This window comes from Candidatus Marinimicrobia bacterium CG08_land_8_20_14_0_20_45_22, assembly GCA_002774355.1.
Classification (GTDB): domain Bacteria; phylum Fidelibacterota; class UBA2242; order UBA2242; family UBA2242; genus 0-14-0-20-45-22.
Window position 1 is genome coordinate 14630 of the sequence record PEYN01000091.1, and the last position, 21933, is coordinate 36562.

Consider the following 21933-nt stretch of genomic DNA (forward strand, 5'->3'; position numbering starts at 1 on the left):
CATGAAGAAATAGTTGTCGAGTGGATCGGTGATATTATTGGCATTTGACGGTAAAATAATTACATCGAAAATCGAACCATGGAAGATTTCGCCGATCAGATGATAGGTCATTTTCGACGGAAATTCGATAGGAATTCTCATTGATTTTTATTCGGCATTTTTACTTCCTTCAAGCGTGTATCTGCCGTTCGGTTGATAAATCTTATGAGACGTAAGCACGACAGATCGCACTTTCTCGACTATTTCGGCATCGGTCATTTTGATGAGATCTTCATTGGGAATCGGCGGGTGAATAACGGCTTCAACCGGCCATTTTCGTTCTATATTAAAGCGCGTTTTCGGCTTGAGTTCGTAAAGACCATTGAGAGTTACCGGTAGAACGTCGAGGCTCGTGCCCCAGAAAATGTGAACAAATCCTTTTTTAAAAATTCCGATCCGACCGTCGAGCGTTCGGGTTCCTTCGGGGAAAATAGCGATTGTCAGCGATTTGGCTTTTTCGATCGATTGGGAAATAGACTGGCGCGCTTTGACATAGTCGTTCCGATCGATCGGAATATAGTCGGTTCGCGACAGGAGAGATCCGAAAATGGGGATTTTGATCAGATATTCTTTCCCGATGAAAGCCAGCCGCGGGATGATTGTTAAAATCGCCGGAATATCATAAATACTCGAATGATTCACAACGAGAATATAATTTTTGTCTGGGCGAATATTCTCTTTTCCGATAATATGAACTTTCTTTACCATCAGCCAGAAAATACTATTAGCCCAGAACCAATGTCCAAATCGCAGTGGCATTTCCCATTTGACGATCGCCAGCAGGACGCCTATTAGAACCATAATAGCGGTGAAAATCCATTGAAGGAAGTAACTGCAACTGCTAAAAATCATAGTAGTAAACGATCGAATTCTATTCATTACTCTTTCTATCGACTAATCAAGCGCCTGCAGATTCTAAGAAAAAGTGAGGGAAAATTCAATACATTTTTCGGTTATGAACGGAAGGAATTAGCCTGCTTAATTCATAAACCGCAGAGAGTTCACAGAGAACGCAGTCCCGACCATTCGGGATTTTAATTTCTTTTTTATTTTGTTAAGTTTCACCTCGTTGTTGATTTAACTATTTGTAATTAATTATTCTCTGTGCGCTCAGCGGTGAATTATTTAGGTTAGATATGAAGGTTTAAAATCGCGTCAACTTAGTAACAACTTCGATATGCGGCGTATGGGGAAAGAGATCAATCGGCTGAACAGATTCGATTTTGTAATCACCTGTTTGTACGATGGTTTTAAGGTCTCGAACCTGCGTGGAAGGATTACAGGAAATATAAACGATGCGCGATGGATTCAGCGGTAAAATGTCCTGAACAAGTTTGGGATGCATACCGATTCGCGGCGGATCGATGATTAACACATCCGGTTTCGGCGAATCATGCGCTAGTTCCGGAGATTTCCGGAAGAATTGATCGAGATCGCCCAGTATAAATTGGGCATTATCGATGCCGTTTCGCGAGGCATTTGCCACCGCATCTTGAATCGCCGACGGTACGATTTCGAAACCGACGACCTGTTTGGCGGCGCTTGCTAAAAAGAGTGAGATGCTTCCTGTTCCACAGTATAAATCCCAGACGGTTTCCGTTTTCCGAACGCCGGCGGCGGCTCGGATGGTTTCATATAATTTTTCCGCCATCCCGGTATTCGTCTGGAAAAACGATGCGGGAGAAATCTTGAAGGATAAATCACCAAGTTTTTCTTCGATGAAATCCTGCCCGAAAAGCAGGTTTGTTTTTTCTCCGATCGTCGTTCCGGAAACCGCACGCGTGACCGTATTGACGAAGGAAACGAGATTAGGTAACGCTTTGATTAATTTAGCGATTAAAGGTTCGAAGATTTTAGGCGAATCATCGTGCGTGACGATATTGATCATCAAATTTCCGGTGCGTTCGCCCTTTCGGAGAACCAGATGTCTTAAGAAACCATCGTGCCGGATTGTATCGAAAGCGGTGAGGTGATTTTCGAGGGAGAAAGTGCGAACGATTCGGAGAACAGTCGGAGTCTCTTCCGGCGCGATCAGACAATCGTCGATGTCGATGGCTTTCATATAATTTCCCGGAACGCGCAGACCCAAAGCAAAATCTTCCGGTTTTTCGGCATCGTTCTGCCCAATCCGCCATCGTCGATTGGAAAACGCGAATTCCATTTTATTGCGATAACGGAGTGTTTTTTGCGAAGGGATTGTCGGTTGAACTTCGACATCTGTGAATTGTCCAAGATGCTGGTAGATTTCTGCAATCTGTTCGTGGAAATAATCCGTTTGCGCTTTGTAAGGAATGTTTTGATGTTTGCAACCGCCGCAATGATGAAAATAGGGACAAAGCGCCGGAATCTCCTGCTCGCTTGGCTTGATGATTTCGCGGATTTTCGCTTCAGCAAAAGTCGATTTTGCCTGTGTGATTTGCGCGCGCACAATCTGTCCTGGAACCGCTTCATTTCCGACGAAAATGATATAATTGTCAACATGGGCGATGCCCGCTCCTCCGAAAGCTAGCCGATTGATTTTCAAATCAAGGATCTGATTTTTACGAACGGGGCGCACATCTTGGCGATTGGTGAAATTGGCAGAGGAAGGATTTTTCACGCGAATTGGAATATCTTTAAAACGTAATATTCACGTCGTCGATCTGAGAATGATCCATGAATTTTTGAGCATAGGCGAGATAGATTTTTTTCTCAACAAAAATCCTGAAAAGTTCCGGATCTATGTGGCGGTCTTTTGCCATGAACATCATGATTTTCATTGCCTCAGACAATGTTTTGCCTTTTTTATACGGGCGATCTTTTGCGGTTAGCGCCTCGAAAATATCGGCTAACGCCATGATCTTGGATTGTGGCATCAGCCTTTCCTCGGTCAAGTGATTCGGATATCCGCTACCATCTAGTTTTTCGTGATGCGCGCCGGCGATTTCCGGAATGCGGCGGAGTTTTTTAGGGTAAGGTAATTTTTCAAGCATTTTAATCGTCACGACAACGTGGTTGTTGATGATTTGGCGTTCTTTTTCGGTTAATGTTCCTCGCTGGATGGTGAGATTTGTCACCTCGTCTTCGTTTAAGATCGGCTCATCTAAATTTTCAACCGTGATCCGGTTTTCGGAAATTTGCTGAATTTTAGCGATTTTTTCCGGCGCCATAAATTCGCCGCCCGTGTTCGCAGTTTTGACAAACTGATAATCTGCCTCGATTTGATGGATTCGTTCCTGTAATTCATTATCGATTTGACTGAAGTTTTTGACTATTCCGGCAGCTTTGAGTTTTTCTTCGAGGGCGGCGATCTTCGCGTCGCGTTTGAGAGTTTCGAATCGGGCTTGCACGGTATTCAGTCGATCATAAATTGTCTCAAGTTTGGTGGATTTATCAACGATGTATTCGGGCGTTGTAATTTTGCCGATATCGTGCATCCATGCGGCGATTCGCAATTCTTTGAGGTTATCGGCGTCAAATGTGACATCAGCATATTTTCCGGTGTTGACGGAATTAACTTCCTGGGCGATCATCATCGTCAGTTCGGCAACGCGTTGAATGTGGCCGGCGGTATAAGGTGATTTTTCATCGATGGCGGCGGCGATGACCTGGATGAACGACTCGAATAATTTTTCAAGGTCTTGAATTAGACGCGTATTGGTGATGGAAACTGCCGCCTGTGAAGCGAGCGAAACGATGATTTCTTCTGCGGCGCGCGAAAAGGGAATGACTTCGCCTGAGAGATGATCAACAGCGTTAAGAATCTGCACGACACCGATGATCAAGTTTTCATGGTTTCGCATCGGAACGACGAGCATGGATTTGGAGCGATAACCGGTTTTATTGTCAAAAGCGCGCGTTCCGGTAAAATCGAATCCTTTCACGTCATATACGTCAGGAATATTGACGCTTTGTCCTGTTAATGCGACATGCGCGCTGACCATCGCGTGATTTGGCGTGCCGTTTTCGAGGTAGAGCTTTACCGGATACCAATTGATCGGATTCGCTGATGTCCCGCCCATGCTGATTTTCAGCGAGTTCGTTTTGACAATCTCGAACCGAAGCGTTTTTTGATCGTCATTCACCATATAAAGCGTTCCGCCATCGGCATTGGTGAATAGCATGGCTTGTTCGAGAATCATCTGAAGAAGTTTTGGAAGGTCATGCTCGGCGGAAAGTGCCGCGCCGATTTTTGACAAGTTCCGAACTGTCTCGCAGAGTTGACCGACATAGGAATGGATTTCCTCCGGACTGGCCTTCATTGCTTCGGAAAGGTGCGGATTGTCAAAGAATTCGTTAATTGGGTCGATCATTTCACGGTTATTTTCTTTGTTTATCATAGGTTTTTGCCTGGTTGAAATTTATCAATGTAACGTCTTAGGTATTTCGTACATCTGAAGTCTCTCTTTTCGGTCAATAACCAAATAACGATCATGGCAGTGATAACCGACATCAGTAAAGCAATTGCTCGCGCCTGAGCCGAACCAGATTGAATGAGTTCAATGATGGTTTGAATGACGCATAACCCGATTCCGGTATAAAAGTAGGATGGGATATTATCTCGGAGAAAATAGATGACGCCGAACGAAATCCAAATGATGATTAGTCCAATTGAAAGCGCATTGGCCATATATCCCGTCAATGTCCGAATTCCTGTCGGTTGAAAAATAAGCGCCAACACAGTTATCGCTAAAATCCGGTAAATCGGTTTTGATAGGCCATTTTTCAGTAGCCAGACAGCGATAGCCAGAAATCCACCCAGCGCAATTCCCCGGATGATTGGTGAAACGACGACAGAGATGAAAGGCAGAGAATAGGATAAATATTGTGGAATCGAAAAAGTCGAAGCGAATTCCTGAGGCACAAAGTTCGCAATGAGCCAGTAGCGAATTTTAATGGCGCCAAGAATTCCCGCGATCATGACGATTGCCCCCAAAACCGCATCTTCAGAATTCAAAATGCGCTGTTCTCTGTTAAACGATTTGCCGGCGGTCGAATATAAGACAAGAAATGAAACCATTACGAGAATTAATCCGCCTCCGAGACCCATGGCTTTAAAAATGGAAATGACGGTATAGGCTACTTTCCACACACCAAACGACCAGCTGGTATCGTAATCGAGAACAGCATAACGTAAAGAAGTTATCTGATTGATAAAAATCGCCGTTACAAGAATTGTCGTGACGATAAGAGGCGTTTTCCAGCGAATTCTGAAATGATCGATTTTTTTCAAAATGACGGAAACCGCCGCAAAAAAGGCGCCGACGCCGGTCAGTATCATGAGCCAAAGCCGGACAGTTTGTCCCGTTGTTTGTTGCGTTTCGGTGCGTACCCATTCTTCGGGAAGTTTATACAGAATTTCGAAAGTCGAAACATCATCGCCTTTAATCACGCATTTAAGCCGAAGGTGCGCATTTTCGACATCAGCGGGGTGATCTTTATTGGATTCCCAGACAAAAGTGAAGTCTGTTCGATTCTTCAATTTCTTGGATGAAGACTCGATGAGATGGAAATCGCCCAGTTGGTAATCTTGCTGAGTCAGATATTCTTCGGCTCGGAGCCTCGCATTTTCCTGACTAAGCGAAAAATCGGACGCATTTTCATCCAACGCATGATCAAAACCGACGACCGCGTTGTCCATTGGATGGATATAAATCCGGTATTCCTCTTTTTGAAGCGGTTTAAAAAAGCGAATGCTCCAAACGGATGTGCTTTTTAAGTTTTGGACAAGAATCGCGTTCAGCTTTTGGGTGGAAGATTTTTCCAGAATATACTGACCTTGTAGCGATTCGTAGTAACTTTCCAAACCAATAGCGTATCGAAAACTTTCGGGATCGACGCCGCGTTTCGTTAAGAAATATTTTGCGGTGTTGACGGCTTCGGCGGGTGAAACCGAATAACGATAAAACTCGCCGATGCGCTCGACTGGCAGAAAAAGAACCAAAACGAACAGGAAGACAAGAATCAGGCCGGTTTTTTTCCGCCTAACGGATAAAGATTCGTAGATATATTCCGGCAAATGAATTTCAATACTAACCGGTTTGAGGTGTTCGGGATTTTGTGACTCATTCAGCAAAGGCGCAATGTCCGAAAAACTGCGATGGCGAACATAAGAGATCAGGTTATAGATTAGCGGAATGAGAATGATGAACGCGGAGGCGATCGCAGTGGTGATCAAGTACGGATCGCTTGTCTTAATCAGTATGAATGATGTGTAAAGCGCATCAACCGTGTAGTGCCAGATCAGGACGGTCAGAATGTCGAATTTAAGGAAAATGATTCCGATGAAAACCCCAAACAATCCGACTTCAAATCCCCGAATCCAGAAAGGTTGGTTAGGATAATTGGCATGTGCGAAGCCCCAGATCACCGCCGGAATGAAAACGGCTAACGTCCGGGATTTCAGAATTTTCTCAAAGAACGGGATCGAGAACATTCGGAATGAGAATTCCTCAGTTACGGCAGGGAGGAAGCCCGTTAACAGTACGAAAAACCACGGGAAAACGGTGTTCAGGACATCCGAATAGGAAATATCGGCAGGTGCCCAGACGCCATGATTCCGACCGATCAGATAGAAAATCGTCTGAAACGCCATAAAAACGATGGCAAGCGAAATGCCAACAATGGTACTCATCAGGAATGATTTACTCCGAATTCCCGTGAGACTAAAAGTGCCGGTCAGCGTAAGTTTTTTGGGGTAGCGACTTCTGTAAAACGCTTCTCCGGCGCCCGTCACAATGAGGACGAGGATTCCATAAAATATTGCCTGAAGGAAAGCTTTCAGGATGATTGATCCATAAAAATTGCTCAGCGTTTGATTGGTGTCGAACTGAAACATTAAAACCGGGATTTCATTCAGGACGGAAAATAACTGAAGTACAAAGGCAATCCCTCCGAAAATGAGAGCGGTTTTTAGTCGAAGATTCTTTCGTGATAACTGTTGGAAAAATACGACAAGCGCCGCGATGAGAATCAGTATGTAAAAGAAAAACGCGGCGGTGGATGTGGTCGTATTCAGAGAGCGTAGATGCTGATAGTCGCGCGTCCATTGCTCGGCAACTTTTAGATATTTATGGAACTCGCCGATTTGATTTCCCTGAACCGTGACGTCGAGACGATAGGTTGCGTCATGGATTTCAACGCCTCTTTTTTTGTAAGTGAAGACGTAATCGATGCGGTTCGGCTTGACTTGTGTTTTTTCTTCGAGGAATTCCCATCGGTTCAGATCGATTTTTAGAATATCTGTCAAAAATCGGTTAGATTTCCGTTTGGCTTGATCGATTGAAATACTCGGCGAAGTGGCTTCTTCCGGGATTGTATGCTCGAAAAGCGTGACGCTTCCGTCGGGAGAAACGTTGACTTTCAACTCCTCTTTGGATAGCGGTTTGAACCATCGGTTTGACCAACGCCAGATTTTGAAATCTTCATTGAGCAGACTTCTCGACTCTTCAATGCCGACCTCTTTTTCCAGAAAGGTCTTAGACTGATCGTCGTAGTCAAACGCGACGGCGTGATGATAATCTGAAACCGAAATGTTCATCCGCCGCAGGAATTGTTCCGCGACCTGCCGCGATTCTTTTCTGTCCACGTCGAAGCGAATGGTCTGCTCGGGAAATGCCTTTCCGTAATTTTTGTATTCAAAAAATCCAGCACCGATCAAGCAGAAAAGACTGATGAAAAGGAGAATTCGATTTTTAGGGTTAAGATGCTGTTCCATGATTCGTTTACTTTAGTTTCATAATATTGCTGAATAAAATAATTGGAATTTCGATAAAAACAAAAGACTCCGTTGAACAACGGAGTCTTTGAACATTTTTAAAAAAGAAAATAGTCGGTATAGAAAGAGGATTAGCCTTTTCTTCCGCGAGCCATTTTCGCACGGGAAACGTCGCCGACTTTGTCCACGAAATAGAGATAACCTTTCTCTCTTTTCACGCCACATTTAGCCATAACGACTGCGCCGCCACCTTTTTCACCGCCGCGAGCCATTTTCGAACGAGCCACATCTCCATTCTTGTCAAGGTAGTAAAGGTAACCCTTTTCCTTCTTGACGCCACAATTTTTAACTTTTTCTGCCATGATAAAACCTCCTTGTTGATTAACTGCAGACTTCATTCATTGTCTAAATGTTAATAGACAAAATTATAAATGTCAAGAGTTTCTTCCGTCGGAACGAAAAATATTTTCAGATATAGGCTGGTTATTCATGTGTTTTGGATTTATTAACGTATTAAAAACAAGTCTTTTCATGTCTCATTTTTCAGATTATGGCTTTGACGACGTCGTCGAAAAACCGTTTATGGTCGCGAATCTTGCTCGGGCATTGAAAAATGTTCTGAAAAAAGAATTAAAGAAATGATCGTAAAACAAGTGCTTTTATTCTTGGACGCCATAGTGTTGGCTGACGATTCGTTCGGTTTCCATGGCGATGACCAATTCCTCATTGGTTGGAATTACCATGACGCGGACGCGGGATTTTTCCGAACTGATTGTGCTTTCCGTTGAACGAATCGTACGGTTTTTAGCCTCATCCAATTCGATTCCTAACTGATCCAGGTTTTTCATCGATTGACTTCGGACGATATGTGAATTTTCGCCGATTCCTCCGGTAAAAACGATAATGTCAACACCATTCAAAACGCCAATATAAGAGGCGATATATTTTTTAATTCGGTAACAGAGAACGTTCAACGCTAACTGAGCCTGATAATTACCTGCTTCGGCGGCGGCTTCGATTTCACGCATATCGCTGGTGAGACCGGAGATGCCCTGAATGCCGCACTGTTTATTGAAAAATGAACTCGCTTCCTCGAGTGTAAAGTTTTCACGCGAGGCGATGGCGAAAATCAGCCCCGGATCGATGTCGCCGCATCGTGTACCCATGACAACGCCTTCCAGCGGAGTAAATCCCATCGACGTATCCACGGAAATTCCGCCGTTAATGGCGGCGATACTGCTTCCGTTTCCGAGATGACAGGTGATGATTTTTAGATCGCGGTAATTTTTGCCAACGATTTCGGCGGCGCGTCTGGAAACGGAAGAATGAGACGATCCGTGAAATCCGTACCGGCGAATTCCCTGCTGTTTGTAGTATTTATAGGGAATTCCGTAAATGAAAGCATAGTCCGGCATGGCGTTATGAAAAGTCGTATCGAAAACGCCGACGTTCGGTGTATTAGGCAGATTTTCCAACGCGGCTTCGATTCCTTTGATGTTTGGCGGATTATGAAGCGGTGCATATTCGATACATTCGTATAGTTTGTCACGAACCTCGTTGTTGATTAAAACGGATTCCTTGAATTTTTCTCCGGCGTGAACCAGACGGTGCCCGACTGCGTCGATTTCGTTCAAATTGCCGATGACGCCATACTCAGAATCAACGAGTATTCTCAGAATCGCTTCGATGGCTGTCTGGTGGTTGGTAATATTATTGGAGATTTTCGTTTTATGTCCATCGGCGCGCGTATGCGACATGCAAGTTCCGCTGATACCGATGCGTTCAACGAGTCCGCGGCAGAGCACTTGTTGGGTGTGTGTATCGATCATCTGATATTTGACCGATGAACTTCCGGAATTGATTGTCAAAACTTTCATTTGTGACCTTTAAAGGCAGTTAAATTTGTTAAAACGGATGAGAAATAAAATTTGCGAAATCGCTCGAATCAAAAACGGGGGATTTTAAGGATTTTTAATCGCATTTCAAACGGTAACTTTCTGTGTCTGAAAATTCAAAAGTCTCTTTAAAAGTAGTATGTAAGGTTCGACCTTTCAACTTAATTGGAAGTTGGGTTGCGGAATTTTTGCTTGATTTTTAGACGAGAGGCGAATATATTCCATGTAGAATTGGAACAATGTAAAAATATGAAAAGACCTGGATACGAATTATGAAAGTAAAAAGCCTCTTCCATTTCGTCTTAGCCGGAATCATTTTTTTAATGCTTTCCGCCTCGAGTTGGTCTCAGATACGCGAACCGGATATATTTCCATTTGCCCAAAATAACACGATTTTAACGAAAACGGCCGGTGTTTTTAACTTTGACAACGACGACTTTTTCGATATAATCGGCATCGCGTCGCAAATCGATGCTAAGGGTAATCAGGTGCCGCGTTCGACTTATCTTGTGCATCTTGAGTCGACGGTTTCTGGAGATTTGAATATACTATGGAAATTCGCGATTCCCGAAAATCTGAACGGTGATTTTACCGATATCGTCGTGAGCGATTTAGATGGCGACGGTTCTCCAGAAATATCAGCGGTCATCAGTATTTCGGAAATCATTTCAGGAAAAAGTCCGGGGTCGTTACTCATTTTCAAATACGCTGATGGTTTTGCCAAAGAACCGACTGCAATTATAAATATTGCAGAAAACCAGTCCGTGCGCCCGCGACCACTTTTTATCGATGCAGGCGATATGAACGGTGACCAGAAAAGCGACCTTATCGTTTCGTCTGTCGGACCATGCAGGGGTATCACAATCATCGGTTTCAACGGTCAGGTTTCGCAAAATAATGTGCAAGTTATATTTCAATCTTCCAGTCTGAAAGTTCTACTCGGCTTTTTGCAATTCCGCGCCGTTTCGACGGAGTTGGACACGTTCCCCGGAGAAGATTTGCTGATATTCGGTGGCAAGAAAGATCTCGAAGTTGAAGTTTATCGTTATGATTTCAGATCGGCGCCGGATTATTCTTACACGTTCATGAACATTGATCGAAGTGAAGTTGATCTTTCAAAGATTGTATGGGGCGATCTGGACGGAGATGGTTTTGACGAAGTGCTCATTCCGTTAAAAAACGGCGGCGCGCAGTTGCTGTACGTAGAAGATGATGTGCTCAAAGCCAATCTCCTTTTTCCGAAGGAATTCAAATTGACAACTGCCGCCATCATGGATCTAAACTCCAATGGACTCGATCAGATTCTGTTTCAGCAATTTCCGAAGTCTGGAATGAATGAGTTCGAGTTTAATGTTTCGGGTTCAGTCACCGATTTGGCTTCCTATGATGCTAAAAATATTTCCGATCCACAGGTTAACGACGTGCGTTACCTGACAATTGTGCCGGTTTTGTCTTCGGCGGGAAAAGCGACCGGTTCGATCGTCGTTCCCTACATTCATCCGAATTTGAATCAGCACGGTTTGTTCTACTGGGCGATCAAAGATTTGTCGCCGATTGCCGAAACTGGAATCGTTGACGAAGTACTGGGTGAGATCGATTTTGTTCTCGCGAAAAAAGACACCTCTGCTCAAGTGCTAATTACCACTCCGGTCTCGGAAGCAGAGCGATTGACGATTAAATTTCAAGGTATTGAGGGTGAAGAAATCGGTCTCGCGCCGTTGCCGAATCGGGGCAGTACATCTATGGCTGTTCAACGGAAAGAAACAGTCAAGCCGGACTTTGTCGTTCACCCCGGCGAAGTGGTTCAAAACACGATCACGATTTCGGGTTTATCGCTCAGTGATGTTACCGATCTGACTATGAATATCCAAATGCCGCTGGGAATGAAATTCGACCTTGGAAACCGCGCTTTCACATGGGTTCCTGCCGATTCACAATTGGGCTTGCATAAGATTTCCGCACAATTCTCGTGGGGAAGTAAAAAAGTCAGCCAAAGTTTCACCGTTTACGTCAACGCAAAACCGATGATCACGGCAGCGCTTCCGATCCGGGAAATTGTTCAGATTGGCGAGACGTTTCGCAGTAAAATCGAATCGAAGGACGACAATACGAACGCACAATTAACCTTGCGGTTTATTTCAAGTCCTGCCGGCGCCATCATCAATCAGGACGGCGAAATCGTTTGGAAACCGTCGTTCGATCAGGCAGACTGGTATGATTTTGCCGTTGAAGTTTCGGACGGTTACGATGCCGCGCGAATGGATTTTGCGTTATTCATCAATCATCCTGTCAGCATTGAATCAGTCGCCCCGAATATGACCGCCATTGGAAAGCCATATTCCTATCAGCCGACGATCAAGGATAACAACAAAGGATTTTTTATTCCGTGGTATAGCGTTTCGCCGCGCATTACGGATTGGAAAACGACGGGAATTTATGAAACAGCGATTTTGGATGACGCCGTTCGAGGAAATTTGAGCAAACTGATCGTGCGTTACAAAAAGTCTTTTCTGGCGGAATCGGCTCCGAATAAATCTGCATCCGGTTCTATTCTCGATGTGTTTGAAGATCAGAATAAATTGGTATTCGTTTTTCAAATTGCTTTAGGAAAAACGCCGACAGCCGCCGAGATTATCGGTTCTTTCTTCAATGCGTTGAACATGAGTACCCCCAAATATGCGCCGCCGGTTCGTCGATGCTGGTACACTTTCACGATGAAGGAATCGCCAAACGGACTAAAAATGAATGACCAAGGACTTATCGATTGGAAACCCGCCAAATACCAGTTCGATTTTCAGTCGCTTTCTTATTCCGTCTCCGATGGATATTTCTCGGCAGAAGAAAACGCTCAGATTTATGTGAATTATCCGCCCAATATCATTTCGACGCCCGATACAATCGCTTATGTCAACGGTTTATGGCAGTATGAAACGAAAGTAACCGATCTGAATACCGACGCTAAATTAACGTATGAATTGATTAAAGCTCCGGATGGAATGGTTATTTCGCCGCAGGGCGTAATTTCGTGGCGTCCGACGGAAGTGCAAATCAATCGGCATTCTTTTTCGATCCGCGTCTCGGACGGTATCGCGAAAGACATTCAGAAAGCGACCATCTTCGTCAATATTAAACCGCGAATTCTGTCTGTTCCCAAACCGGTCGCGTTAACCGGAATGAAATATGAATATTTGCTGGAAGCGGAAGATCCGAATGGCGACGCGATGGTTTTTAAAGCCATTCGACTTCCCAAGACGGCAACTTTCGATCCGGATTCGCGCATGCTGGTATGGACACCGAAAAAGACGCAAAAAGGCGTCAACGACGTAGTCTTAGAGATTGTAGATTCGCACGGGTGGAGCACATTGCAGGAATTTCAGATACACGTTTTTCAGAATCCATCTGGGCGGAAATTCTCCTTTTTCTGGAACGGCATATCCATCGCCGCTCTCATCGGAGTCATCTATCTGATTATCTGATTACTCGCTAATAGAAAAAGTAGCGGATATTATTTATTTTTCGGCGTCGGGATTCGACTGAGAATTTCCGATGCCACTTCATTTATATCCAGACCGATTTCGAGAATGAGCAGGTTGGGAATTTTCGGCGAAACCGAAGTAAGGTTGACTGCGTCTTTTTCGGTGGTGATCAGGTAGTCGCAACGTTCACGATGAAATTGGTCGAGCAGAGCGGCGATTGTCCGGGATTGATACCGAAAATGATCGCCAAACGATCTCTGAATCGTGACTTTCGGATGAAAACTGTCAATCGTTTGGAAAAACTGTTCAGGGTTGCCAATTCCGCAGAAAGCCAGAACGGTTTTGTTGTTGAGATTGAGGTGATCGACTTCTGAGCGATTGTTGAATCGATAGATTTTCTCAATAGTCAGAGGCGCGGTGAATTGAGGAACGTTCGGCGCGATCTTTCGAAGAAAGTTGTGCGAACTTTCCGGCACATTTTGATTTTTTGTAAAAACCAGCATCGAAGCGCGTCGAATGCCACTCATTTTTTCCCGAAGACGTCCGGCGGGAATGACCGCAGATCTTTGTGGCACGTCGAATCCATCCCATAAAACGATGTCCAAATCCCGATGAAGATGCCGGTGCTGGAACGCATCGTCTGCAACCAGAACGGAACAGGAAAATTGCCGAACAGCGGTTTCTGCGGCTTTGACGCGATCCGCATCCACAATGACAACAGCGCCGGGGCATTTTTGTGCAATTAAAAATGGTTCGTCTCCGGAAAAATCCGGATTCATCGATGATTTTTCCGTTGGTGCGACGATTTCCTGCATTTTGCTTTTACGTCCATAACCGCGGGATATAACACCAACCCGGTGCCCGTTTTTTGTTAGCAATTGTGTCAACGCGATGACAAATGGCGTCTTTCCCGTTCCGCCAGCAGTGATATTTCCAACTGAAATAACGGAAACCGAAAACGCAGTCGCGTGGGGAATTTCCCGATCGAACATCCAATTGCGGAGTGACATGACACCTGAATATATAAGAGAGAACGGGTAAAACGCGATTTTTTGGACGATTCGTTGCATCTTCTCTATAATTTATCTGCTGTTGGGTAAAAATGAGAGGATTGCTTCCGCCGCCTGGGCTGACGCGCCCGGTTTTCCCATCCGCTCTGACACTTCCTGCAGGGAATGGCGCATGGCATTTCGGTAGTCAATGTCGGCTAACAATCTGTGAACCTCGATAGCGATTTTTTGGGGAGACGCCTCGGCTTGCACCAATTCCTGAATGATTCGTTTCCCTGCAACGAGATTGGCGATAGTGATTGACCATACGTGGACGAGCAATTTTCCAAGTCGATAGTTGAGCGGAGACATTTTATAGACGACAACCATAGGCGTACCGAAAAATGTTGCCTCAAGTGTAGCGGTTCCTGATGTGATAATCAGAACATCTGCGTTCCGCATTAATTCTTCGTTTTTACCGGAAATCCACTCGATTTGGTCGTCTGGGAACCGCTCGCGTAGTGGTTGGCTTTGAATCTGCGGTGCAACGGAAACCGATGCGATGAGGTTTGGATAAATTTGGCGTAATTGGCGAACGGCGTCGATCATAGTAGGTAAAAGTCGTTCGACTTCCTGCTTTCGACTGCCCGGAAAAAGGTTGATACGGATTGGATCAGTTATGTTGTAAGGTTCGGTTTCATTGATAATCGGTTCCGTTGAGATTTTTATCCGGTCGAGAAGCGGATGTCCGACAAATTTTGCGGAAACATGATGTGCCCGATACCAATCTTCTTCGAATGGCAAAATACAAAGGACTTGCTTCGTATACTTCCGGATGATTTTGACACGCGACTGATGCCAAGCCCAAACTGTTGGGCTGATGTAATAAACGACGGGAATGCCGAGTTTGGCGGCGGCTTTCGCCAATTTGAGGTTGAAACCGGGATAATCGACAAGAACGACTAAATCCGGTTGCGTTTCCCGAAGGTGGCGAACGGTTTGTCTGAACAAATTTAGAATAAAAGGCAAATGTTTGACGACTTCCGTAAATCCCATGAATGAAGTGTCGCGGATGTGAAATAAAAGTTTCGCACCGGCGTTAGCCATATTGTCTCCACCAATGGCGGAAATGTTAATATCTGGGCGTCGACGAATAATCTCGGAAATAACCAGACCGGCGTGCATGTCGCCTGACAGTTCACCGGCAGATATGAAAATTTTTGGCATATCAGACAAACAAGAAATGTTTGAGAACGACCGCGAGCAGAAAAACGCCGAAAACCATCAGCGTCGTTTTTTCGGTTTTCAGCACTTTTTTCCAGGTGAGGAATTTGATGTCCTGATGTTTTTTCCATGGTTTGGAACGCGGGAAAAGTCGAGGCACGTTGGCGCAATATTCACGATAGGTGTTTCCAAAAATGTCTCTTAATGTTTCCTCTTCCAGAGATATGATCAGGGTATATTGTGTGATAAAAAATGCCATTCCGAAGACGAGCAATTGCACCAGCCATTCACCGCCCGCAAAGAGCGTCATTCCGGTATAAATCAAAATATTCCCGAGGTACAGCGGGTTTCGCACATACGAAAAAAATCCCCACGTACAGAGTTCCTTGGCGCCGACGTTGCGAGTCCGGGTTCTACCGCCCGCCGCGCGTACGCCGTTCACCCGAATCCACTCGCCGGTCAGAGCGAAAATGCCTCCGACGAACATTGACCAAAACTGTAAATCAGATTGAAAAATGAGAATCAGTACGAAAGGAATCGGCGTAAAACCGCGAGAGCGAAAGAAAAATTTCCGAACATCCATTATTTAAAACTCCTTAAGGTTGATTGAATTTTTTGTTCAATCTTCAGCGCGATGTCAAGCGCTTTTCGGCCGTCTTTGCCTGTCACTAATGGCGGCGTTCCGTTTTGGATTGCGGAGACAAAAGCGGTAAGTTCGTCGAAAAGCGCATTGGATTTCTCTGGCGTAAATTTTGTGCGGAAGATAGTTTTTAAAATATTGCCGGATGCGTCAGTAATGGGAGCCGAAGTCGTATCAGGTGGAATAGTATTGAAATTGTCCGCCTGCCAGCAAATTTCAGAGAATTTGTTCAGAAAATCCACCGTGATAAGGGTTTTATCCTGAAAGATTTGCATTTTCCGGGCAGATTCGTCCGAGATGCGGCTGGCTGTCAGAATTGCGATACAACCGTTTTTAAACTGAATCTGAGCGTTGGCAATGTCGATGCTTTTAGTTAAAAAAGAAGCGCCTGAAGCGTGGATCGATCTGGTGGGTGAATCGACGAGCGACAGAGCGATATCAATGTCGTGAATCATCAGGTCTAAAACGACCGAAACATCTGTGCCGCGCGGATTGAAGGGTGAAAGCCTGTGCGATTCAATGAACAGTGGTCGAATCGAGTAACTTTTTAAAGCCGTGAAAGCCGGATTAAATCGCTCGATATGACCGACCTGTACGATGAGGTTTTTCATTTGGGCGTTTTGGATCACCTCGTCTGCTTGTTCGACTGTTAGCATAAATGGTTTTTCGCAAAAAATGTGAACGCCTTTACGAATGGCGGCAAGTGCGGTTTCATAGTGAAAAATGGTTGGGACGACGATCGAAACTGCGTCGATTTCCTGGAGCAGTTGTGCTATAGATGAAAATGAAGCGGCTCCGGTTTCGCTGGCGGCAAGTCTCGATCTCGTCGGATCGGCATCGTAAAAGCCAATCAATTTTGCATCAGGTATATTTTGGATGTTTTGGAGATGCCATTTACCGAGATGTCCGGCGCCGATGACGCCCATTCTGATCATTTTTCTATCCTATGCTATCAATTTGAAACAGGTAAAAATCTCTAAATGATAAAGAAATGGACTCGGATAACAAAGTGAAAATTTTAATTTTTCTTGTTTTTACTTGTCCGTTTGAACAAATTCTCATGCGTTGAAAATTGAAAAATTGATAAAGAAGGGAGAAACAGGTTGAAAATCGTCAGGTCTTCTTCAGTCTTAAGTTCATTGTTGTTTAGGGTTCTTTTATTCGTTGTTTGGACGACGCTGGTTTCCGCTCAATCGTCGAATGGTCAAGTCGATTCGACAGTCATTATTCACTGGAATGATTTTCATAGTTCGAATATACCTTTTGAACCGACATACGGCGTTCCGAAAGGAACTTACGTCGGCGGTTATGCCAACGTCGCCGGCTATATCGATTCGCTAAGGCGGGTTTATCCGGGTGCGTTAACCTTAAATGCCGGCGACGAATTTCAAGGCTCGCCCGTTTCTTCGCTGACCAAAGGTATGTCCCAGATTTTGATACTCAACCGCATCATTCCGACTGCGATGACGATTGGAAATCATGAGTTCGATTACGGTCCGGTGAACCTGAGAAATGCCATATCGGCGGCAAAATTTCCGCTCATTTCATGCAATTTGTATGATTCTACGAAGAAAGGATTGCTCACCGAGCCGTATATCATCGTTCAGTCGGGAAATTTGAAAATTGCGGTCATCGGTTTTGTACTGAAAGCCTTGAAGCAAAGCACACTTCCAGAAAGTGTCAGCGGAATCGGCGTGCTCGATCCCGCTACGGAAGTGATGAAATATGTCCGCGAACTGAATGATCGGACCGATTTGATCGTCGTACTGAGCCATAATGGTTACGATTACGATTCGTTGATCGCGAAGGAACTTTCCGAGGTGGATTTAATTATCGGAGGGCATTCGCACACAACGATCCGAAAACCAGTCGTCGTTAACAACATTCTGATCTGTCAGGCTGGGTCGAATGGTCGGTATGTCGGTTTGTTGAATGCGAAAGTGGACAAAGCCCGAAAAAGCATCGTCTCTTATGATTACCAACTGATTGAAACACGACTCGGTGGTGTAACAACTTCTCCGGCGGTAGCGCATGTTGTGGATTCTTTGGAATCGAATATACGCGCGGAAATAGACCGCATTATTGGGGATTTGAAAGTCTCTTGGAAACGTAACGATCGTGGCGAATCGAATATCGGTAGTTGGATCTGTGATGTTACCCGCGACTATTTCAAGACGGATATTGCAATGATGAACAGCGGTGGTATTCGCAAAGGATTGAATGCCGGACCCATTGCGGTTCGTGACTTGTGGGAAATTTCTCCATTTGACAATTCCGTCGAAATCATCAGCCTGACCGGTGAACAACTCACGAAACTTCTTCAATGGCGCATCAAGAATCCGCGAGATTTTATTCAGGTTTCAGGATTGCGATACGTATATAACAGCCAGAAAAAGCTTCTGATTTCAGCGGAAGTAAACAGGAAGCCGATTGATCCGACGAAAATTTATACGATTGCGACCAACAACTTCATCATTGGACAATTCGAGCGATTTTTTGGATTAAAGCCGGATGATGTGAACATTCGTCATACGCCGATTATCGGACGCGATATTTTGATCGAAGCCGTCCAAAATAAACCGGTTATCCAATATGAAATTGACGGGAGAATTGTCAATCAAGCCGGAACGAACTGAATCATTATATAGTAGTGGTGGACTACGAAAAAAATTGCATTTCTCCTTGTGAGTGTTGTAATGTTCGCGACGGCGCTTATTGCGCAAAATATTCAGTTGAATTATGATTTGCGGCGCGAGTGTTTTACAACAACGGTGGAAATTTTCAAACCGGATAAACTCGGTTCGTTATTCACATTTATAGATTTCAATTACGAAAACCAAGGAGACGTACAGAATGCGTCGATGAGCTACTGGGAAATTGCGCGATATTTTACAATTCCGGCCGTTCCAAAACTCGCGGCGACGATTCAGTACAACGATGGTCTAACGAACGAATATTCGTTCAATCCGGTTTGGTTGGGTGGCGTTCAATATGTCGTAGGCGGGAAGAAATTCAGCCTGCTGGTCGATTTTCTGATCCGAAAAGAATTCAATACCCAAGGATTGACTTTTCAGTTGACGACCGTCTGGTTTTATAATTTTAAAAAAGTCGAAATCTCCGGTTTTATCGATGTCTGGAATACCGGTTCGGAAGGTTTTCCATCGAAAAAGATTGTCTTCCTCAGCGAACCGCAATTCTGGTATAAGATCACGAATAATATTTTGATCGGCGGTGAGATCGAAATCAGCCGGAATTTCAACGGCGGCTATACGAAGAAAGATGCCTTCGAGGCTGATAGATTATTCATTCTGCCAACGCTTGGCGTCAAATGGTATTTATAATCGAGGCGTCATCCAACGGGCAAGTAAGCCCCCCAATTTTTTAATAGAGATTTTTCTGAAAGTTAATGACACGAATGGCGGAAAAGGTTTTATATAAACTTTTCTCCTGATAGAAATCGAAGTATGCAAATCGGTCTATTTTGGATTTGTAGAGTATTTGAGTGCAGTATATTCTGGAGACATTTCAAAATATCAATCAGTCAAAAACACATCAAGTAAGATGAGAGGAAACGTTACCTAATATGAATAGCGAATTGGCAATTGTGTCTTGACGCCGATTCGGATTTTAAGATATAAATATTTTGAGATTTGTGCTGATAGTTGACTTTCAGTAAGTAAATTCATTAAATTTAACGGCTTTTTTAAGAGTGAGAATATCGACCTTCGGGGGACGCGACTCTCGAATTCGGCATCCCTTATAGGAGCGATTCATGGTGGGTGTAGCTCAGTTTGGTAGAGCGGCAGGTTGTGGCCCTGTTGGCCGCGGGTTCAACTCCCGTCACTCACCCGTTTTTTATGGCGCTATCGTCTAGTGGTTAGGACATCACGCTTTCAATGTGGTAACCGGAGTTCAATTCTCCGTAGCGCTACAAATCCGTAAAATCATTTCAAATCGTTTAAATTTGCACAGATTTTCAACATTTCTGTGGCTTAGTAGTCCTAATATTGTGAATTAATAGTTGAAAAAATTAGAAAAAGAGTGTATTATCTCGAAGAAATGAATATTAGCCGTTTATGTATAAGCGAGTCTGTCAACAACCCGAAGGAATCATGAATCCCGTCCATTTTCCGGAATCTCAACGCGCCCCTCAAGTCATTTCCATTTTTCTTCACCCGTTCGTCATGGTGATTTTGACTTTCGGAATTGTTTTATTTTCAAGTCAGCCAGTTTCGAGTTGGACCTGGATTTACTTCGGAATCATTATCATCTCGACGGTGCTTCTGCCATTCATTCAGGTCGTTTGGATGAAGAAAAAGGGAAAGACCGCGAGTCTGGACATTCCGGAACGCGAACGGCGCTCAATACCTTTCATCCAGGGTGTATTGAACTATTTTCTCGCACTGGTTGCGCTTTGGTTCTTCGAAGCACCGAAGCCGATTTTAATTTTAATGTGGGTGTATCTGTTCAATACACTAATCGCCATTATCATCACCTATTATTGGAAAGTCAGCGTTCATGGTATGGCGATTGGCGGGCCGGTCGCTTGTCTGGGTTATCTCATATCTCCATACATTTACTGGTTTCTTTTGTTGCTACCGTTAATCACATATTCCCGCGTTTCCTTGAAGGCGCATACGCCCATGCAGGTCATCACGGGTTTTGTTCTGGGATTTGTTTTAACTTTAATTCAATTTAAAATGATGATGCCACTATGAAAAAAGACGGAATTCTGGCAGTAATTTTAGGAGGCGGCAAAGGAACGCGCCTTTATCCGTTGACTAAGTACCGCGCCAAACCGGCTGTTCCGTTCGGCGGGAAGTTCAGGATTATCGATGTTGCGATTAGTAACTGTCTTAACAGTCATATCAATAGCATTTTTATTCTGACGCAATTTAATACGCATTCGTTGCACAGGCATATTTATAGCACTTATCGTCTGGGGCATTTTTACGGTGGATTCGTCGATATTCTGGCGGCGCAACAGACATTGGAACATACCGAGTGGTATCAGGGAACGGCGGATGCGGTGCGACAAAATATTTCCTACATTGTCGAAGAAAATACGAAATACACAATCATCCTTTCCGGAGATCATTTATATCGTATGGATTATCGTGAATTTTTGAATACCCATATTGAAAGCGGTGCCGATTTTACGATTTCGGTCAAACCGGTCACGTCTCAGGACGCGAGCGATTTTGGTATTCTTCAGACGGATGAAGGCAATCGCATCCTGAGATTTATCGAGAAACCAAAAGGCGATGCACTGGAGTCATTCAGGTCACCGGGCTTGCCGAAGGAAACACCTTTTTTGGCATCAATGGGGATTTACATTTTCAATACGGAAACGTTGCTGAAGATTCTCGAAGAAAATCCGAGCGATGACTTTGGCAGGCATATCATTCCGGCTTCAATCGGGAATTATCGTGCCCAAGCGCATCTGTTCGACGGTTACTGGAAGGACATTGGAACGATGGATTCCTTCTTTCAGGCGAATCTGGAGATGGCGTTGCCAAATCCGCCGTTTGATTTGTATAACGAAGCGGCGCCGATCTACACGCATGCCCGCGCCCTTCCTTGCTCCCGCGTTGAGAATTGCAATCTTTACTGTACGCTTATCGGTGAAGGAAGTATTCTCCGAGACAGTGAAATTCGTCAGGCGGTGATCGGAATTCGCACCCGAATTGCCTCCGGTAGCCATATTGAAAACTGCGTCATCATGGGTGCTGATTATTACAGATTCGAATCTTCAAGTACCTTGCCGCCGATCGGAATTGGCGAGAATTGTATCATTCGGAACGCTATTATTGATAAAAACGCGCGCATCGGCAAAAACGTTCGCATCATCAATGAAAAAAATGTCCGGGAAGCGGAATTTCCGACCTATTCCATCCGCGACGGAATCGTCGTAATTCCTAAGAATTCAGTCATTCCCGACGGCACGGTAATATAGACAAGGATAAATAAGGAA

At 44.5% G+C, this 21933-nt stretch carries 15 protein-coding genes and 2 tRNA genes; 7 read left to right on the plus strand and 10 right to left on the minus strand.

What is annotated here, in order from left to right; all coding sequences use genetic code 11:
* Positions 1 to 147 precede the first annotated feature (147 nt).
* The 6 genes from COT43_05680 to COT43_05705 form a co-directional block, all read right to left on the minus strand.
* Complete coding sequence (locus tag COT43_05680; protein PIS28769.1) at positions 148 to 918, minus strand: hypothetical protein; 771 nt, start codon at positions 916 to 918, stop codon at positions 148 to 150.
* Between the two features lie 265 nt (positions 919 to 1183).
* Positions 1184 to 2668 (minus strand): 23S rRNA (uracil(1939)-C(5))-methyltransferase RlmD, encoded by a 1485-nt coding sequence (locus tag COT43_05685; protein ID PIS28770.1) that lies wholly within the window; start codon positions 2666 to 2668, stop codon positions 1184 to 1186.
* Positions 2655 to 4280: a phosphohydrolase gene (locus COT43_05690; protein ID PIS28791.1), complete on the minus strand. Its 1626-nt coding sequence runs from the start codon at positions 4278 to 4280 to the stop codon at positions 2655 to 2657. The genes COT43_05685 and COT43_05690 overlap by 14 nt, the downstream gene beginning before the upstream one ends.
* A 74-nt stretch (positions 4281 to 4354) precedes the next feature.
* Positions 4355 to 7735, minus strand: a complete 3381-nt coding sequence (locus tag COT43_05695; GenBank protein ID PIS28771.1) for a hypothetical protein — start codon at positions 7733 to 7735, stop codon at positions 4355 to 4357.
* A 131-nt stretch (positions 7736 to 7866) separates the two neighbouring features.
* A complete protein-coding gene (locus tag COT43_05700; GenBank protein ID PIS28772.1) occupies positions 7867 to 8097 on the minus strand; it encodes a hypothetical protein in 231 nt (76 codons plus the stop codon).
* Between the two features lie 297 nt (positions 8098 to 8394).
* Positions 8395 to 9612 carry an acetate kinase gene (locus COT43_05705; GenBank protein ID PIS28773.1) on the minus strand — a complete coding sequence of 406 codons (1218 nt, stop codon included), beginning with the start codon at positions 9610 to 9612 and terminating at the stop codon, positions 8395 to 8397.
* A 290-nt stretch (positions 9613 to 9902) separates the two neighbouring features.
* On the opposite strand from COT43_05705, the gene COT43_05710 reads away from it, so the two are divergent.
* Entirely contained in the window at positions 9903 to 13106 is a 3204-nt protein-coding gene (locus COT43_05710) for a hypothetical protein (protein ID PIS28774.1), read from the plus strand.
* A gap of 29 nt (positions 13107 to 13135) precedes the next feature.
* On the opposite strand, the gene lpxK is transcribed toward COT43_05710, so the two are convergent.
* Genes lpxK through COT43_05730 form a run of 4 tightly spaced genes read right to left on the minus strand, consistent with a single transcriptional unit; the run spans position 13136 to position 16894 of the window.
* The gene (lpxK, locus tag COT43_05715) at positions 13136 to 14176 is read right to left on the minus strand and encodes a tetraacyldisaccharide 4'-kinase (protein ID PIS28775.1); all 1041 of its coding nucleotides are present in this window, start codon (positions 14174 to 14176) and stop codon (positions 13136 to 13138) included.
* 12 nt (positions 14177 to 14188) lie between these two features.
* Complete coding sequence (locus COT43_05720) at positions 14189 to 15322, minus strand: lipid-A-disaccharide synthase (protein PIS28776.1); 1134 nt, start codon at positions 15320 to 15322, stop codon at positions 14189 to 14191.
* Position 15323: 1 nt separating this feature from the next.
* The gene (locus COT43_05725) at positions 15324 to 15902 is read right to left on the minus strand and encodes an isoprenylcysteine carboxylmethyltransferase family protein (GenBank protein PIS28777.1); all 579 of its coding nucleotides are present in this window, start codon (positions 15900 to 15902) and stop codon (positions 15324 to 15326) included.
* Positions 15902 to 16894 carry an oxidoreductase gene (locus COT43_05730; protein PIS28778.1) on the minus strand — a complete coding sequence of 331 codons (993 nt, stop codon included), beginning with the start codon at positions 16892 to 16894 and terminating at the stop codon, positions 15902 to 15904. Before COT43_05730 ends, COT43_05725 begins: the two co-directional genes overlap by 1 nt.
* Before the next feature lie 168 nt (positions 16895 to 17062).
* Here COT43_05730 and COT43_05735 point away from each other — a divergent pair, with 168 nt between their 5' ends.
* From COT43_05735 to COT43_05760, 6 genes are all read left to right on the plus strand, one after another.
* Positions 17063 to 18595: a hypothetical protein gene (locus COT43_05735; GenBank protein PIS28779.1), complete on the plus strand. Its 1533-nt coding sequence runs from the start codon at positions 17063 to 17065 to the stop codon at positions 18593 to 18595.
* Positions 18596 to 18655: 60 nt separating this feature from the next.
* Positions 18656 to 19300: a hypothetical protein gene (locus COT43_05740; GenBank protein ID PIS28780.1), complete on the plus strand. Its 645-nt coding sequence runs from the start codon at positions 18656 to 18658 to the stop codon at positions 19298 to 19300.
* 434 nt (positions 19301 to 19734) lie between these two features.
* Positions 19735 to 19808 (plus strand) — tRNA-His (locus COT43_05745).
* A 10-nt stretch (positions 19809 to 19818) separates the two neighbouring features.
* A tRNA-Glu gene (locus COT43_05750) sits at positions 19819 to 19893 on the plus strand.
* 178 nt (positions 19894 to 20071) lie between these two features.
* Positions 20072 to 20677, plus strand: coding sequence for a hypothetical protein (locus tag COT43_05755; protein ID PIS28781.1), 606 nt, complete (start codon positions 20072 to 20074; stop codon positions 20675 to 20677).
* The gene (locus COT43_05760) at positions 20674 to 21915 is read left to right on the plus strand and encodes a glucose-1-phosphate adenylyltransferase (protein PIS28782.1); all 1242 of its coding nucleotides are present in this window, start codon (positions 20674 to 20676) and stop codon (positions 21913 to 21915) included. Before COT43_05755 ends, COT43_05760 begins: the two co-directional genes overlap by 4 nt.
* Positions 21916 to 21933: the final 18 nt, after the last annotated feature.